General features: G+C 64.2%; 17 protein-coding genes. 6 read left to right on the top strand and 11 right to left on the bottom strand.

Features of this window, described 5'->3' with window-relative positions:
• Positions 1-127 precede the first annotated feature (127 nt).
• The gene (locus tag DCO48_RS20990) at positions 128-1024 is read left to right on the top strand and encodes a M23 family metallopeptidase (RefSeq protein WP_116552526.1); all 897 of its coding nucleotides are present in this window, start codon (positions 128-130) and stop codon (positions 1022-1024) included.
• A 6-nt stretch (positions 1025-1030) separates the two neighbouring features.
• Here the strand turns inward: DCO48_RS20990 and DCO48_RS20985 are convergent, their stop codons facing one another.
• The 3 genes from DCO48_RS20985 to phoB all read right to left on the bottom strand — a co-directional run bounded on the left by DCO48_RS20985 (position 1031) and on the right by phoB (position 4531).
• Positions 1031-2371, bottom strand: coding sequence for a hemolysin family protein (locus DCO48_RS20985; protein WP_116552525.1), 1341 nt, complete (start codon positions 2369-2371; stop codon positions 1031-1033).
• 114 nt (positions 2372-2485) lie between these two features.
• A complete protein-coding gene (gene phoR / locus DCO48_RS20980) occupies positions 2486-3796 on the bottom strand; it encodes a phosphate regulon sensor histidine kinase PhoR (protein ID WP_116552524.1) in 1311 nt (436 codons plus the stop codon).
• A 45-nt stretch (positions 3797-3841) separates the two neighbouring features.
• The gene (phoB, locus tag DCO48_RS20975) at positions 3842-4531 is read right to left on the bottom strand and encodes a phosphate regulon transcriptional regulator PhoB (protein WP_116552523.1); all 690 of its coding nucleotides are present in this window, start codon (positions 4529-4531) and stop codon (positions 3842-3844) included.
• A 149-nt stretch (positions 4532-4680) separates the two neighbouring features.
• Between phoB and DCO48_RS20970 the strand changes: the two genes are divergently transcribed.
• Entirely contained in the window at positions 4681-5055 is a 375-nt protein-coding gene (locus tag DCO48_RS20970; protein ID WP_116552522.1) for a hypothetical protein, read from the top strand.
• 33 nt (positions 5056-5088) lie between these two features.
• On the opposite strand, the gene ubiA is transcribed toward DCO48_RS20970, so the two are convergent.
• Together ubiA and DCO48_RS20960 are read right to left on the bottom strand one after the other, a co-directional pair.
• Entirely contained in the window at positions 5089-5979 is an 891-nt protein-coding gene (ubiA, locus tag DCO48_RS20965) for a 4-hydroxybenzoate octaprenyltransferase (RefSeq protein ID WP_116552521.1), read from the bottom strand.
• On the bottom strand, positions 5979-6542 hold the full coding sequence (locus tag DCO48_RS20960) for a chorismate lyase (RefSeq protein WP_256584130.1): 564 nt from the start codon (positions 6540-6542) through the stop codon (positions 5979-5981). The genes ubiA and DCO48_RS20960 overlap by 1 nt, the downstream gene beginning before the upstream one ends.
• 151 nt (positions 6543-6693) lie before the next feature.
• Between DCO48_RS20960 and DCO48_RS20955 the strand changes: the two genes are divergently transcribed.
• The 4 genes from DCO48_RS20955 to DCO48_RS20940 all read left to right on the top strand — a co-directional run bounded on the left by DCO48_RS20955 (position 6694) and on the right by DCO48_RS20940 (position 9052).
• Entirely contained in the window at positions 6694-6861 is a 168-nt protein-coding gene (locus tag DCO48_RS20955) for a rubredoxin (RefSeq protein WP_116552519.1), read from the top strand.
• Positions 6862-6894: 33 nt separating this feature from the next.
• Complete coding sequence (locus DCO48_RS20950) at positions 6895-8043, top strand: NAD(P)/FAD-dependent oxidoreductase (protein WP_116552518.1); 1149 nt, start codon at positions 6895-6897, stop codon at positions 8041-8043.
• Between the two features lie 189 nt (positions 8044-8232).
• Entirely contained in the window at positions 8233-8508 is a 276-nt protein-coding gene (locus DCO48_RS20945) for an HU family DNA-binding protein (RefSeq protein WP_116552517.1), read from the top strand.
• A 169-nt stretch (positions 8509-8677) separates the two neighbouring features.
• Complete coding sequence (locus DCO48_RS20940) at positions 8678-9052, top strand: SCP2 sterol-binding domain-containing protein (protein WP_116552516.1); 375 nt, start codon at positions 8678-8680, stop codon at positions 9050-9052.
• Positions 9053-9073: 21 nt separating this feature from the next.
• On the opposite strand, the gene DCO48_RS20935 is transcribed toward DCO48_RS20940, so the two are convergent.
• From DCO48_RS20935 to exbB, 6 genes are all read right to left on the bottom strand, one after another.
• Entirely contained in the window at positions 9074-10474 is a 1401-nt protein-coding gene (locus tag DCO48_RS20935) for an aminoacyl-tRNA deacylase and HDOD domain-containing protein (protein ID WP_116552515.1), read from the bottom strand.
• Between the two features lie 78 nt (positions 10475-10552).
• Positions 10553-12628 (bottom strand): ATP-dependent DNA helicase RecG, encoded by a 2076-nt coding sequence (recG, locus tag DCO48_RS20930; RefSeq protein WP_116552514.1) that lies wholly within the window; start codon positions 12626-12628, stop codon positions 10553-10555.
• A 9-nt stretch (positions 12629-12637) separates the two neighbouring features.
• Complete coding sequence (locus tag DCO48_RS20925) at positions 12638-13558, bottom strand: hydrogen peroxide-inducible genes activator (RefSeq protein ID WP_116552513.1); 921 nt, start codon at positions 13556-13558, stop codon at positions 12638-12640.
• A gap of 92 nt (positions 13559-13650) precedes the next feature.
• Positions 13651-14388: an energy transducer TonB gene (locus DCO48_RS20920; RefSeq protein ID WP_116552512.1), complete on the bottom strand. Its 738-nt coding sequence runs from the start codon at positions 14386-14388 to the stop codon at positions 13651-13653.
• Positions 14385-14810, bottom strand: a complete 426-nt coding sequence (gene exbD / locus DCO48_RS20915) for a TonB system transport protein ExbD (protein WP_116552511.1) — start codon at positions 14808-14810, stop codon at positions 14385-14387. The genes DCO48_RS20920 and exbD overlap by 4 nt, the downstream gene beginning before the upstream one ends.
• 3 nt (positions 14811-14813) lie before the next feature.
• Positions 14814-15794 (bottom strand): tonB-system energizer ExbB, encoded by a 981-nt coding sequence (gene exbB, locus DCO48_RS20910; protein WP_116552510.1) that lies wholly within the window; start codon positions 15792-15794, stop codon positions 14814-14816.
• Positions 15795-15830: the final 36 nt, after the last annotated feature.

The following is a 15830-nucleotide window of genomic DNA, read 5'->3' as shown; positions in this document are numbered from 1 at the left end:
CAACTGTGGGAGCGGGCTCGTCCCGCGATAAAGGCACCGCTTATCACCCTGACACACTCGCGTTCATCTCCCTGCAATATCCCCTGCTAGGCTTCGACAAAGCACCACTGTCAGAAGGCCACTAGTCATGCCTGCTCGCCTGCTGCTGTTCTGTGCCTTGCTGGTGGCCGCAGGCCCGGCGTTGGCCATGACCTTCTACAAGCGCACCGACGCCTACGGCGTGGTGTTCTATTCCGACCAGCCGATGGCCGGCGCGCGACCGTTCGTGTTCCGCGACCAGATGGTCGAACCTCTGGAAGGCAAGGTGCACCTGCAGGCCAGCCGTGAGAACGGCGGGGTGCGCTTCAGCGCGCGCAACGAGCTGTTCGCCCCGGTGGAAGTGCAACTGCGCCTGGAGGGCGTCAGTAATGCCCGTGAAGGCGCTTCACGCCTGGTGCGCCGGGTGTTGCCGCCACGCTCGACGATCACCCTGACCAGCCTTAGCGCACGCAGACCCGGCCAGCCGGTGAACTACCGGAAGACATTCACCTATGCCCTCGGCGACCCGATCCAGCGGCCGCAGGCGTTCCGCTACCCGTTGCCCTGGCGTGGCGGGCCGTTTCGCCTGAGCCAGGGCCCGAACGGTCGCTTTAGCCATTTCGGCCCCAAGGGCCGCTACGCGATGGATATCGCCATGCCCGAAGGCACGCCGATCATTGCTTCGCGAGCAGGGGTGGTGGTGAAGATCGAGAACGATCAGCGCGGGCGCGGCAGCCACCCGTCGGGCAATTTCGTGCGGATTCTGCACGCCGATGGCACCATGGGCGTGTACCTGCACCTGATGCGTGGCTCGGTGCTGGTTCAGGAGGGGCAGCGGGTTGCCTACGGTACGCCGCTGGCGCGCTCCGGCAACACCGGCAACAGCAGCGGGCCGCACCTGCATTTTGTGGTGCAGCGCAATGTCGGGCTGGCGCTGGAGTCGATTCCCTACCAGTTCAACCAGCCCGTCGGGGCGTTGCCCAACTTCACGGCGGGCAACCCGTGAAGGCACTCAGTCGAGCTTGAGTACCTTGGCCAGGACGATCTTCGGCCCTTTCATCTTCTTGATGATGATGCGCAGGCCTTCGACTTCCAGCACTTCTTCCTCTTCCGGCACGCGCTTGAGCGTCTCGTAGACCAGGCCGGCGAGGGTTTCCGCCTCGATGTGGTCCAGGTCCACGCCGAGCAGGCGCTCGACCTTGAACAGCGGCGTGTCGCCACGCACCAGCAGCTTGCCCGGTTGATAGGCAAGGATGCCGCGCTCGGCCTTGCGGTGCTCGTCCTGGATATCGCCGACCAGCACCTCCAGCACGTCTTCCATGGTCAGGTAGCCGATCACCTTGCCATCGGCTTCCTCGACCAGCGCGAAGTGCGCGCCGCCCTTGCGGAACTGTTCCAGCAGCTGCGACAGCGGCATGTGCCGCGACACGCGCTCCAGCGGGCGGGTCAGTTCAGCCAGGTTGAACGACTCCGGCAGGTGATCCAGCGCCGCCAGCTCCAGCAGCAGGTCCTTGATGTGCAGCAGGCCGACGAACTCGCCGCTTTCGGCGTCGAGCACCGGGTAGCGGCTGAACTTGTGCCGGCGGAACATCGCGAGGATCTCCTTGAGCGGCGCATTGGCGTCCAGGCTGACCATGTCTTCGCGGGAGTTGGCCCAGTCGACCACTTCCAGCTCGCCCATTTCCACCGCCGAAGCCAGCACGCGCATGCCCTGGTCGCTCGGGTCCTGGCCACGGCTGGAGTGCAGGATCAGCTTGAGTTCTTCACGGCTGTAATGGTGCTCGTGATGTGGGCCCGGTTCGCCCTGGCCGGCGATCCGCAGGATGGCGTTGGCGCTGGCGTTGAGCAGGTAGATGGCCGGGTACATCAGCCAGTAGAACAGGTACAGCGGCACCGCGGTCCACAGCGACAGCAGCTCGGGCTTGCGGATTGCCCAGGACTTGGGTGCCAGCTCGCCGACCACGATGTGCAGGTAGGAAATGACAAAGAAGGCGCTGAAGAACGATACGCCCTTGATCACTTCGGGCGACTCGACGCCGACTGCTGCCAGCAACGGTTCGAGCAGGTGCGCGAAGGCCGGCTCGCCGACCCAGCCCAGGCCCAGCGAGGCCAGGGTGATGCCCAGCTGGCAGGCCGACAGGTAGGCGTCCAGCTGACTGTGCACGGTGCGCAGGATCTGCCCGCGCCAGCCATGCTGCTCGGCAATCGACTCGACGCGGGTCGAGCGCAATTTGACCATGGCGAACTCCGCAGCAACGAAAAAGCCGTTGAGCAGAACCAGCAGCAGCGCAAAAAGAATCATGCCGAAATCGGCAAACAGTGAGGCGAAACTAAAACCAGGGGAAGGGTCCATGATGGGGTTTTACGGGGTCCGTCTTTTCGAATTAGGGAGGAAGCAGGTGCCAGCATCCGCTGGCACCCGCCCGCCAATGTAGCGGCTGAGGGCGCAAATGCAAAGGGCGTTGGCTCAGTCGGGTCGTGGCGCTGCGACTTGTGCCGGGGCGAAATGGCAGGTGAAGGTGCTGCCGTGGCCCAGTACGCTGCTGATCTCCAGGCGCGCGCGATGGCGCAACAGCACGTGCTTGACGATCGCCAGGCCCAGGCCGGTACCGCCGGTGTTGGAGGCACGGCTGGAGTCGACCCGGTAAAAGCGCTCGGTCAGGCGCGGGATGTGTTTGGGGTCGATGCCGATGCCGGAATCCTGCACCCGCAGGTGCGCGCCCTGGTCGTCGGCCCACCAGCGAATGCGGATCTGCCCGCCGTCCTGGGTGTATTTCACGGCGTTGAAGATCAGGTTGGAGAAGGCGCTGCGCAGCTCGGCTTCACTGCCCTTGAGGCGTATGCCGGGTTCGGCTTCCAGGCTGATCTGCTGATTGCGTTGGCCGGACAGCGCCTGGGCGTCGCCCTTGATCGACTGCAGCAATGCATCGACCTTCACCGGCTGATTGTCCGACGGGTAGTCGGTGGCTTCCAGCTTGGCCAGCAGCAACAGGTCGTTGAGCAGGGTTTGCATGCGCCCGCCTTGTTGGTGCATCTGCTGCAGGGCACGGACCCAGCGCGGGTTCACCTCCTCGACATTGTCGAGCAGGGTTTCCAGGTAGCCGGCAATCACCGTCAGCGGCGTGCGCAGCTCGTGCGAGACGTTGGCGACGAAGTCTTTGCGCATCTGTTCAAGCTGATGAATGCGGGTCACGTCGCGCACCAGCATCAGGTGCTCGTTGTTGCCGTAGCGGGTGATGTGCAGCTGAATGCGCAGGCGGTCGCTGATCGGCGAGGGGATTTCCAGTGGTTCGAGGTAGTTTTCCTGCTCGAAGTACTCCTTGAAGCGCGGGTGACGGACCAGGTTGGTAACCGGCTGGCCGCTGTCCTGCGGGGTTTTCAGGCCGAGCAGGGTTTCCGCGGCGCGGTTCCACCACTCCAGGTTGCCGTCGCTGTCGAGCATGATCACCGCGTCCCTGAGCGCGGCCGTAGACTCCTGCACACGGTCGATTACCGCTTGCAGGCGCCCACGCACGCGTTGATCGCGGCGTTGCAGGTGATAGATGCTGTCGAACACCTCGCCCCACAGGCCGTAGCCGTCGGGTGGTGCTTCATCGGGTTTGTGCAGGCGCAGCCATTCGTGCAGGCGCAGCAGTTGCTTGAGGGTCCAGCCCAGGTAGAGCGCCAGGCCCACGGCCAGGCTCCAACCGTAGTAGCCGCTGATCAGGCCGGCCAGCAGGCAGACAGTGATCAGCAACAGCATGTGGCGAATCAGGGTGCCATGCCAGTTCTGGTTCAATTAACGACGCGTCCTTTCTATCAATTGCTGGGCAACTACACCGGCTCAGCTCTTGGTGGAGAAGCGGTAACCCGTGCCGCGGACCGTTTGTACCAGATTTTCGTAGGCATCACCCAGCGCCTTGCGCAGGCGGCGGATGTGCACGTCGACGGTGCGCTCTTCCACATAGACGTTGCCGCCCCAGACCTGGTCGAGCAACTGGCCACGGGTGTAGGCGCGCTCCTGGTGGGTCATGAAGAACTGCAGCAGACGGTATTCGGTCGGGCCCATCTCGGCCGGCTTGCCGTCGATGGTGACGCGGTGGCTGATCGGGTCGAGCAGCAGGCCGCCCACTTCGATCGGCGACTCACCATCGCTCGGGCCGGCGCGACGCAGTACGGCCTTGAGCCGGGCCACCAGTTCACGCGGCGAAAACGGCTTGGTGATGTAGTCGTCGGCGCCCACTTCCAGGCCCTGGATCTTGTTGTCTTCCTCACCCTTGGCGGTGAGCATGATGATCGGGATGTCGCCGGTCAGCTCGTCACGCTTCAAGCGCCGGGCCAGTTCGATGCCGGAGGTGCCGGGCAGCATCCAGTCGAGCAGGATCAGGTCCGGCTTGCGATCGACGATGATGGCATGGGCCTGCTGCGAGTTCTCCGCTTCGAGGCAGTCATAGCCGGCCATTTCCAATGCAACGGCGATCATCTCGCGAATCGGCGCTTCGTCGTCAACGATCAGAATGTTCCTGCCAACCATGCTTCAAACCTCTTCCCATTCAGGTGTATTGGCCCGCATTAGATAACGGAATTATTGCAGTCGTGTGACAGGTCGGGGGCCGTTCCAGCAACAATTGGTTACTGAGCTAGTCTTTCAACTCCCACCTCTACGAAAAAACGGTGAATCCAATGACACGACATACGCTGAACTGGATGGCTCTTTTTGCGACTGTAGCGCTGGCACTGCCAGGCGTGGCTGTGGCCGCGCCGGGTATGGAGCAGGGTGGGGTGCTGGTCGACCACGCCGGCATGACGCTGTACACCTTTGACAAGGATGCCGGCGGCAACTCCATGTGCAACGACGACTGCGCGAAGAACTGGCCGCCGCTCATGGCCAAGGCCGGCGACGCGGCCGAAGGCAAGTGGAGCCAGATCAAGCGCAACGATGGCTCGATGCAGTGGGCTTACAATGGCAAGCCACTGTACACCTTCATCAAGGACAAGAAAGGCGGTGACATGACCGGCGACGGCATGAAAGACCTCTGGCACGTCGCCAAGCCTTAGGGCCTGGCCTTGCGCGGCCGCCCGCAAGGGCGGTTAGCGCAGGGCGTAGTCGAGCACGATCCCGCCAAAGATCAGCAGGCCGGCCCAGTGGTTGTGCAGGAAGGCCTTGAAGCAGGCGTCGCGGTCCAGTGCGCGCGTCGACCAGAACTCCCAGGCAAAGCACAGCACCGCCCCGACCAGCCCCAGGTGGAACCAGCCGCCCAGCTCGAAGCGGTTGCCGGCCAACAGCAGGCAGCCCAGCGACAGCAGTTGCAGGGTGAGGATGATCGCCCGGTCGGCCTCGCCGAAGAGGATGGCAGTGGATTTCACGCCGATCTTCAGGTCGTCGTCGCGATCGACCATGGCGTAATAGGTGTCGTAGCCCACCGTCCACAACAGGTTGGCGATGTACAGCAGCCAGGCGATGGCCGGCAGCTCGCCAGTGGCGGCGGTGAAGGCCATCGGGATACCCCACGAATAGGCCGCGCCGAGCACCACCTGCGGGTAATAGGTATAGCGCTTCATGAACGGATAACAGGCCGCCAGCGCCACCGCGCCGAATGACAGCCAGACCGTGCTGGCGTTGGTGCACAGCACCAGCAGGAAACTTACCCCGAGCAGCCCGGCAAACACCGCCAGTGCCTCCCTGGCGCTGATTCGGCCGGCCGCCAAGGGGCGGTCGGCGGTGCGTTTGACGTGGCCGTCGACCTTGCGGTCGGCAAAGTCGTTGATCGCGCAACCGGCGGCGCGCATCAGCACCACGCCGAACAGGAAAATCAGCACATTGGCCAGCGTCGGCGCACCCTTGCCGGCGATCCACACCGCCGACAGGGTTGGCCAGAGCAGCAGGTAGATGCCGATCGGCTTGTCCATCCGGGTCAGCTGGATGAAGTCCCAGGCCCTGGGGTGCAGCCGGTTCAGCGACTTGAGCAGGCTCAGGTACATCAGCGGTTCTCCAGGGTGGCGGCGGCTTGCCACAGGGCTGGCAGGTAGATCTCGGCCACCAGCACGCTCAGCGCGCCGCGGTCGAACCGCGAGCGCCGGCCCCAGAGGTTGGCCTCGGCGTGTTCGGTGGGCAGCCAGGCGGCCGGGTAGTGGCACACTTCGATGGCCTGGCGGGCAAAGCCTTCGGCACAGAACAGCAGTTCGCCCAGCGAGCGGCTGCCGAGCGCTTCGAGGTCCAGGCCGCCGTCGAGCAGGGCCGCGCGGCCGGCCACGCTGCGGGCGAACACCCAGGGTTGGCCATGTCCGCGCAGGTACACCTCGCGTACCCAGCCCTGGCTGCCCGGCGTCAGCCCCAGCGCAAGGCATTCGTCCGCGCGTAGGGTTTGCCAGCCTTCGACCAACGGTGTCACCGAGAAGTGATCGGCGGATAATCGAGTCAGGCGGCGGGTCAGGGAGCCCTCGTCGAACAACCAGTCGAGGGTAGCGGGGGCAGCGCAGGCGGTCGGCAGCGCGGTTTGCTGCAGCCATTGCGGGGCGGGCACTTGCGAGGTTTCGTACGGCACGGTCGTTATGCGGTTACAAGCCAGTGAGGCGGCGAGCTTAGCATGTTTGCCGGTTTCGGCTTGCATCGGGCCATCAGCCTCAGTACAAAGCCCTCCTGACGATCGACAGCCGTAGCGGTCGCGATTAGCCCCAGGTTTGAGGAAAGCAGCAATGAAGAAGTGGCAGTGCATCGTATGTGGTCTGGTCTACGACGAAGCCGAAGGTTGGCCGGATGACGGCATCGCCCCCGGCACCCGCTGGGAAGACGTGCCGGCAGACTGGCTGTGCCCGGACTGCGGCGTCGGCAAGATGGACTTCGAGATGATCGCCATCGGCTGATCGTCGCAACTCATTCTACTCAGGGAACAATGCATGACCGATCCAGTGGTGATTGTCGGTACGGGGCTGGCGGGTTACAACCTCGCCCGCGAATTTCGCAAGCTCGACGGCGAGACGCCGTTGCTGCTGATCACCGCGGACGACGGTCGGTCCTACTCCAAGCCGATGCTTTCCACCGGCTTTGGCAAGCACAAGGACGCCGACGGCCTGAGCATGGCCGAGCCGGGCGCCATGGCCGATCAGCTTAAGGCCGAAGTGCGCACCCACACCCGCATCAGCGGTATCGACCCCGGCCATAAGCGTCTGTGGATCGGCGAGGAACAGGTGCAGTACCGCGACCTGGTACTGGCCTGGGGCGCAGAGACCGCGCGGGTGCCGGTGGAAGGCGATGCCCGCGACGCGATCTTCCCGATCAACGACCTGGAAGACTACGCGCGTTTCCGTGCGGCCGCCGCCGGCAAGCGTCGGGTGCTGATCCTCGGTGCCGGGCTGATTGGCTGCGAATTCGCTAACGACATGAGCCTGGGCGGGTTCGACATCGACCTGGTGGCACCTTGCGAGCAGGTCATGCCGACCCTGCTGCACCCGGCCGCTGCCGCTGCCGTGCAGGCCGGCCTGCAAGGGCTGGGCGTGCGCTTCCACCTGGGGCCGGTGCTGACGCGCTTGCAGCGGATGGTCGATGGCGTGCAGGCGCACCTGTCCGACGGCAGCGTGATCGCCTGCGACCTGGTGGTGTCGGCGGTTGGCCTCAAGCCTCGGATCGACTTGGCGGCAGCCGCTGGCCTGCAGGTCAATCGCGGGGTGATGGTCGACCGCGAACTGCGTACCTCCCACGCCAACATCTATGCCCTGGGCGACTGTGCCGAGGTCGATGGGCTGAACCTGTTGTACGTGATGCCGCTGATGAGCTGTGCGCGGGCGCTGGCGCAAACCTTGAGCGGCAAGCCGACGACCGTCAGCTACGGGCCGATGCCGGTCACCGTGAAGACCCCGGTGTGTCCGCTGGTGGTATCGCCGCCGCCGCGCGGCCGGGAAGGCAACTGGACGGTCGAAGGCCAGGGCAGCGACCTGAAGGTGCTCTGCCACGACGCTGATGGCCAGTTGCTAGGCTATGCCCTGACCGGCACCGCGGTGATGGAAAAGCTGGCCCTGAATCGCCAGCTTCCGGCATTGATGGCGTAAATAGCCGTCGTTCTGTCGGAAAACCCATGCCTTTGCCCCCACAATGGCCGCCCAGAGACTGGCGCGGCCTTTGGCGGCGTGCCATTCTCACACGCGTCTGCCGCAGTTTAGAGCCTGCGGTGCCTTGGCCGCTGTTCGCAGAGGACAGCACGGCATAACAACAAAAAAAATCGTCAAAGGGGCTTCACTATGCGTAAACCCGAACTCGCTGCAGCCATTGCTGAAAAGGCTGACCTGACCAAAGAGCAGGCCAACCGCGTGCTAAATGCCGTTCTGGAGTCGATCACCAATGCGCTGCATGAAAAGCAGGACGTGACACTGGTTGGTTTCGGTACGTTCGTGGGGCGCCACCGTGGTGCTCGTATTGGCAAGAACCCACAGACGGGCGAGCCGGTAAAGATCAAGGCCAGCAACACCGTCGCCTTCAAGCCGGGCAAGGCGTTGAAGGAAAGCGTCAATCCTTGAGCGATTGCGCGACACGATTTGTAGTAGAAACGGGCACCTGCACAGGTGCCCGTTTTTTATTGGGCAAGGTCGGCTCCCACAGGGGATGGGACGCAGAACATTGCGCTTTCATTAGGTCGCGAAAAAGATAAACTGCGCTTGCTAGTCACTATTTCGCCGAGGCGCATACATGAAGTTCCGTTTTCTCCTCTGGGCTATGGGCATGCTGATGGCCAAGGCCAGCCGCAAGAACCCGGCTTTCCAGCAACAACTCAAGGACAAGAACCTGGTCTTCCAGTTGCAAACCCTGGATGGCAAGGTCGCCCGGCATTTCATCGTCAACGACCAGCGCATCAGCAGCAAAGGTGGCACGCACCCTGAACCGGCGTTCGCCATCGCCTTCAAGGATGCCGACTTCGGGTTCGCCACCCTGCAAGCGAAAAACAAGCAACTGGCGTTCATGCAGGGGATTCAGGAGAAGAGCATCCAGATCAAGGGTAACCCGGCCCTGGTGATCTGGTTCCAGGGCCTGATGAAATACCTCAAGCCGAAAAAGAAAGCCTGACCGTTGCAGCCAGGCGTCACCTCAGTGCTGGTTGAACTGCATGGCCAGTTCGCGTAGCAGTACTTCTGCTTCCAGCACCTTGTTCACCACATCCTCGGCCTTCTCGCGGCTGATGCTCAGGCGCTCGAGCAGGGCGTCGGGGATGTCCTCTTCCGGCCCCGAACCGATACCTTTCGAGCGCAACAGGCGCACGGCCAGGCACACCAGGTTCGGGAATGCCGCGTAGTCGCCCTGGTAGTTCGGATCGTGCTGGAAGCGCAGCGCCGTGGCCAGCTCTTCCGGCATGTCCCAGAAACGCATCAGCCAGGCGCCGATCTGCTCGCGGCTGATCCCCAGCAAATGCTGTTCGATGTAGCTGTGGCACAGGTGCGGATTGACCTCCAGGTGCCGGCAGATCAGCGAGAAATGCGGCGGGAACACGTGCGCCAGCAGCAAGTAGCCAAAGTTGTGCAGCAGCCCGGCCAGGTAGGTCAGGCCGGCTTCCGGGCGCTCGGCGCGCGGCATCGCGCGGGTCAGGCCCTCGATGACTGCAGCGGTGTAGATCGACTGTTGCCAGTACGGCGTAGCAGTTTGTGGGTTGTCTTTGGGCAGGCTCAGGGTCTTGCCCAGGGCCAGGCCCAGCGCCAAGTTGATCACCAGGTCGAAGCCCAGTACACGGACGATGGCGTCTTCCACCGAACGGATCTTGCCCGGCGAGGCGTAGTACGGCGAGGCTGCCCAGCTGACCACCTGGGCGGCCAGCGCCGGGTCGGTCTCGACCACGCCGGTGATGTCGTCGATGGTGGCGTTGGGGTCGACCCGCAGCTTGATGATCTTTTGCGCGGTTTCGGCCAGCGGCGGAATCTCGATGGTCGATTCCAGACGCTGCTGGATGCGCCGCGCGGTGAAGGCGTTGACCGCTTCGGTGATCTCGTCGCGGTCGTCGTGCGGGCGGTCGAGGTTGGGCCGGATGCGGGTCAGCAGTTCGCCGAACTGGCCGGCGCTGGCCTTGCTGAGCATCTTGCGGAAGTCTTCGCGGTCGATCTCCAGCAGCAGGCCGGCATCGCCGGAATGAATCAGCAGGTTCTGTTGTTGCAGCAGGCTCTCTTCGTACAGGCAGGGTGAGCTGGTCAGCGCCGGTAGCCCTGGAAGTACCGTCAGCCCGTGCTTGTCGAGCATTACCTTGAGCCGATCCAGCGGTACGGCGGCAAGCTTGCGTCCGGTCAGTTCGGCCAGCCGGTTGAGATCGAGCAACTGGTTCTGTGGGAACAGCACCATCAGGGCGCCCACCGAGTCATCCAGCAGCACGGCCTGGACCTTGCGGGCAGATGGCAGCTGCGGATGATCGGGCAGCTCGCGATAGGCAATGCCCAGCTTATCGAGCAGCAGCCGGATAACAGACGGAGCGTGGGGGGTTGCGGTGTCCAAAGCAACTTCAGTCATGGTCTGTATCCAAATTCTTTACAGTGGCGCCAGTATAACCAGCTTGGCAGGTCCGCTGGATCCCTTCTGGTACGTACGTCACACTTGGCCATATTGTTGGCCGTGGCGTAACCAGCGCTCCAGTAGCGGGCTAACGTTTTGTGGCCAGCGTGCGAGCAGCGCCTGGGCCGCATCGCGCACCGCTGGCAGCAGGTCGGCGTCGCGCATCAGGTCGGCCACCTTGAACTGCAGCAGGCCGGTCTGGCGGGTGCCGAGCATTTCGCCGGGGCCACGCAGGGCCAGGTCTTTCTCGGCGATCACGAAGCCATCGTTGGTTTCGCGCATGATTCCCAGGCGTTCGCGCCCGATCTGCGACAGCGGCGGATGGTAGAGCAGCACGCAGTGGCTCACGGCGCTGCCTCGGCCAACCCGGCCACGCAGCTGGTGCAACTGGGCCAGGCCCAGGCGCTCGGGGTTCTCGATGATCATCAGGCTGGCATTGGGCACGTCGACACCGACTTCGATCACCGTGGTGGCCACCAGCAATTGCAGGTGGCCCTGCTTGAACTCGGCCATCACCGCGGCTTTTTCCGCGGGCTTCATGCGCCCGTGGATCAGGCCCACGCGCAGCTCGCCAAGGGCGCTGGTGAGTTCTTCGAAGGTGGTTTCGGCAGCCTGGCAGGTCAGTTCTTCGGACTCCTCGATCAGGGTGCACACCCAATACGCCTGACGCCCCTCGGCACAGGCGGCGCGCACCCGTTCGACCACTTCGATGCGTCGGCTGTCGGCCACCAGCACGGTGTTCACTGGGGTGCGGCCGGGCGGCAGTTCGTCGAGGATCGAGGTATCGAGGTCGGCGTAGGCGCTCATGGCCAGGGTCCGTGGGATCGGCGTGGCGGTCATGATCAACTGGTGCGGGCAAAGCTGGCCGCCGACGCCTTTCTGGCGCAGGGCCAGGCGCTGCTGCACGCCAAAGCGGTGCTGTTCGTCGATGATCACCAGCGCCAGGCGCTGGAACTTCACCTCGTCCTGGAACAGCGCATGGGTGCCAACCACCATCGGCGTCCCCCCGGCGATCTGCTCAAGTGCCGCTGCGCGGGCTTTGCCCTTGAGCTTGCCGGCCAGCCAGGCGACGTCGATGCCCAGCGGTTCGAGCCAGCGTTTGAAGGTGATGAAGTGCTGCTCGGCGAGGATCTCGGTGGGCGCCATCAATGCCACCTGATAGCCGGCTTCCAGCGCCTGCAAGGCGGCCAGCGCGGCGACCACGGTCTTGCCGGCGCCAACATCGCCCTGGACCAGGCGCAGCATCGGTTCGGGCTGGCTCAGGTCGTAGGCGATCTCCTTGCCGACGCGTTGCTGCGCGCCGGTTGGGGCAAAGCCGAGGTTGGCCAGGTACTGCGCCGGCAGGCGGCTGGCTATGGGCAGCAGTGGCGCGCGCTGCGCCCGCAGGCTCTCGCGCAGGCGCTGTTGCGACAGCTGATGGGTGAGCAGTTCTTCAAAGGCCAGGCGGTGCTGCGCCCAGTGATGGCCGAGGGCAAGCTCGTCGACGTCGGCATCGGCGGGCGGGTTGTGCAGGTAGTGGATCGCCTCGTTCAGCGGCGCCAGTTGGTAGTCGCGGGCCAGCTCGTGCGGCAGCCAGTCGGGCAGGCTGCGCGGGCCGAGCATCGCCAGGCTTTGCTGGCAGAGCTGGCGCAGGCGTTGCTGGGTCAGGCCTTCGGTCAGCGGGTAGATCGGTGTCAGGGTCTGTTCCACCGGCGCCGGTTCGTCGCCGGTCAGGGCGCGGTACTCGGGGTGGTAGATTTCCAGGCCGGATGCACCGGGCCGGGCCTCACCGTAGCAGCGCAGGTGAGTGCCGCGCTTCATGCCGTCTTTTTGCGCGGTGCTGAAATGGTAGAAGCGCAGGCTCAGCACACCGCTGCCGTCGCCCAGGCGCACCAGCAGGCTGCGGCGTTTGCCCATCACCACATCGACTCCGCTGACCACGCCTTCGATCACCGCATCCTGCCCCGGGCGCAGGGCTCCGATGGGCACCACCCGGGTGCGGTCCTGATAGCGCAGCGGCAGGTGGAAGAGCACATCCTGGAGGTTCTCCAGGCCGACCTTGGCCAGTTTCTCGGCCATGGCTTCGCCCACACCCTTGAGTGCGGTGACCGATACCTTCGACAACTCGGTCATGATGTCGCCTTACTGTGCCGCAGGTGGCTTGGCCACCGAACAGAGACGGATCGAGTCGGCAAGGATCTCGATGGCTTTGGGCCGCGGGAAGCTCGCTCGCCAGGCAATCGCCACGGTGCGGAACGGTGCTGGCGGGCTCAGCGGACGCACCTCGATCACGCCGGGGGCGTAATGATGGCTGTCCACCGCCGACAGCGGCAGGATCGACACGCCCAGGCCGGAGGCGACCATGTGGCGGATGGTTTCCAGCGAACTCGACTCGACCGTGGTGTGCTTGGCACCGTCGCTGCCCTTGGTCAGGGTCGGGCAGGCTTCCAGCACCTGGTCGCGGAAGCAGTGGCCTTCGCCGAGCAGCAGCAGGCTCTTGTCGTTGAGCAGGCTGGCGTCGATGGTGTCTTTCTGCGTCCACGGGTGCTCGCTGGGCATCAGCACGTAGAACGGCTCGTCGTACAGCGGCAGGGTCAGCACATCGGCTTCGTTGAACGGCAGGGCGATGATCACCGCGTCCAGTTCGCCGTTGCGCAGCTTGTCGCGCAGCACGTGGGTGAAGTTTTCCTCGATGTACAGCGGCATCTGCGGGGCAACCCGGTGCAGCTGTGGAATCAGGTGGGGGAACAGGTAGGGGCCGACCGTGTAGATCGCACCGACTTTCAGCGGTGCGGTCAGTTGGTTCTTGCCGGCCTGGGCCAGTTCGCGGATGCCTTGGGCCTGTTCGAGGACCTTCTGTGCCTGGGCGACGATGCCTTCACCGACTGGCGTCAGGCGAACCGCGCTCTTGCTGCGTTCGAAGATCAGCACACCGAGCTCGTCCTCCAGCTTCTTGACGCCTACCGACAGGGTCGGCTGGCTGACATGGCAGCGCTCGGCCGCGTGGCCGAAGTGCTGTTCCTGAGCGAGAGTGACGATGTAGCGCAATTCTGTGAGGGTCATAACGTGCGTCCATGAAGTTGCGGCCCCAGCATAGCGGCTGCAATCGATAGACGCACGTTATCAGACTTGCCTCTTTGTAAGAGAACAAGCTTTCAGCGTTTATCCAGCGAGTAGACGAAGGGGGCCACCACTTCGATACTGCCATTGTTGAGCAATTCCTTCGGCGGCGCCGGCACCGGCTGGGCCTTGCGGATCATCTCCAGGGTCGCCCGATCGAGCGCAGCACTGCCCGAACCACCGGCCAGCGAGTAGGAGAGGATCTTGCCTTCGCCATCGACCACGAAGCGCAGCCGATTGATCCCTTGCAGGCCACGCCGTCGGGCGTCTTCCGGGTAGCGTTTGTACTTGCCCAGGTGACGCAGCAGGTCGCTCTGCCAGGTTGGCAGGGCATTGCTGTTGGTGGCGATGCTCGGCGCCGGGGCTGCCGATTTCTGCGCCGGCGCATTGCTCGGTGGCGTGTCGAGCGTTTCCTGATCGGTTGGTTTTTCCTGGGGTGGCTCAGGCTTCTTCTCCGGCTTTGGCGGCTGGGGCTTGGCCTTGGGCTTCACCGGTTTGGCGATGGCGATTTTCGGTTTCGGTGCCTCGGCCACTTTCGGCAACGGCGGCGCTTCAACCTCCGCTGGCGGCTGTGGCGGGGTCACCACCTTGGGCGGTGGCGGCGGCGCCGGCTCGGGCATCGGTGCCATCTCGATCATCATTGCCGCAGGCGGCAATTCGATGGCCTGAGGCACCGACCAGTTGAGCGTGAGCACGATGGCGATGGCATGCACTACCAGCACCATCGCCAGGCTACCGCCGTAACGCGTCAATTTATGCCGCGTAGTGATCATTTCTTGGCTGCCGTCTCAAGCCCGACCAGGCCGACCTTCAGGTAACCGGCAGCACGCAGGGAGTTCATCACTTCCATCAGATCGCCATAGTCCACGCCCTTGTCGGCCTGGAAGAAGATCGTGGTGTCCTTGTCGCCCTTGGTCTTGGCGTCGAGTACGGCGCCGAGCTGGTCGCGCTGCACCTGATCGTCACCGACGTAGAGGTTCTGGTCAGCCTTGACGCTGAGGAACACTGGCTTCTCCGGCCTCTGCACGGGCTTGGCGGTCGAGGCGGGCAGGTCGACCTTGATGTCGACCGTTGCCAGCGGCGCTGCCACCATGAAGATGATCAGCAGGACCAACATCACGTCGATAAACGGCGTGACGTTGATTTCGTGGTTCTCGGCGAGATCGTCGCCACCCTCGTTCAGATGCAGGCCCATGGCTTACCCCACTTTCACCATGTGTGGCGTAGCGGAGCGCTCGCCTGGCTGGTGGTCGAGGTCGCGGCTGACCAGCAGCAGGACCTGCGCCGATGCGTCGGATACCTGGGCCTTGTAGCCGGCGATGGAGCGAGCGAAGACGTTGTAGATGACCACCGCCGGGATGGCCGCCACCAAGCCCAGTGCGGTCGCCAGCAGGGCCTCGGCAATACCTGGGGCAACCACGGCGAGGTTGGTGGTCTGAGTTTTGGCGATGCCGATGAAGCTGTTCATGATGCCCCACACGGTACCGAACAGGCCGACAAACGGCGCGGTGGAACCGATGGTGGCGAGGACGCCGGTGCCGCTGCTCATGGTGCGGCCGCTGGCGGCCACCAGGCGCTCCAGACGGAAGCTGACACGTTCCTTGATGCCTTCGCGCTCACGGGCGTTGGCCGACAGGTGCATCTCTTCCTGGGCGTCGCTCACCAGCAGGTGGGCGAGGGTGCCCGGCGTGTTGGCGCTGGCGGCCGCTTCCTTGAGGGTGGTGGCCTTCTTCAGCTGGGCGATTTCAGTGCGCAGGCGACGCTTGGCAGCCAGCAGCTCGAAGCCTTTGGCGATCCAGATGGTCCAGGTGATGATCGAGGCAATGGCCAGGCCGATCATCACGGCTTTGACGATCACGTCGGCGTTCTGGTACATGCCCCATGGCGACAGGTCGTGCGCCATACCCAGGGCGGACTGTTCCACTAGGCCTTCTTCAGCGGTATCCGGCACCTGGCCATCGACCGGGGCAACTGCTGGGGCGCCAGCGTCGACCGGCGTGGCGCTATGCTCGGTACCGGCAGCGGCGGCTGGTGCTGCAGCGGCGGTAGCGGGAGCTGCTGCGTTAACAGGCTCATCGGCCATGGCCGCCGGCGCCAGCACCAGGCTGAACATCAGCGCGGCAATGGCGCGCCAGGCGCGCGACGTGGTTGGCGAAGCGGAAGGTTGGATACGTGTCATGCTGGCCGGACCTGATGAAGTAGAAAGAAGTGGATG

The sequence above is a fragment of the Pseudomonas sp. SDI genome, from assembly GCF_003105155.1.
GTDB lineage: Bacteria > Pseudomonadota > Gammaproteobacteria > Pseudomonadales > Pseudomonadaceae > Aquipseudomonas.
This window is presented reverse-complemented; position numbering and strand designations above follow the sequence as displayed.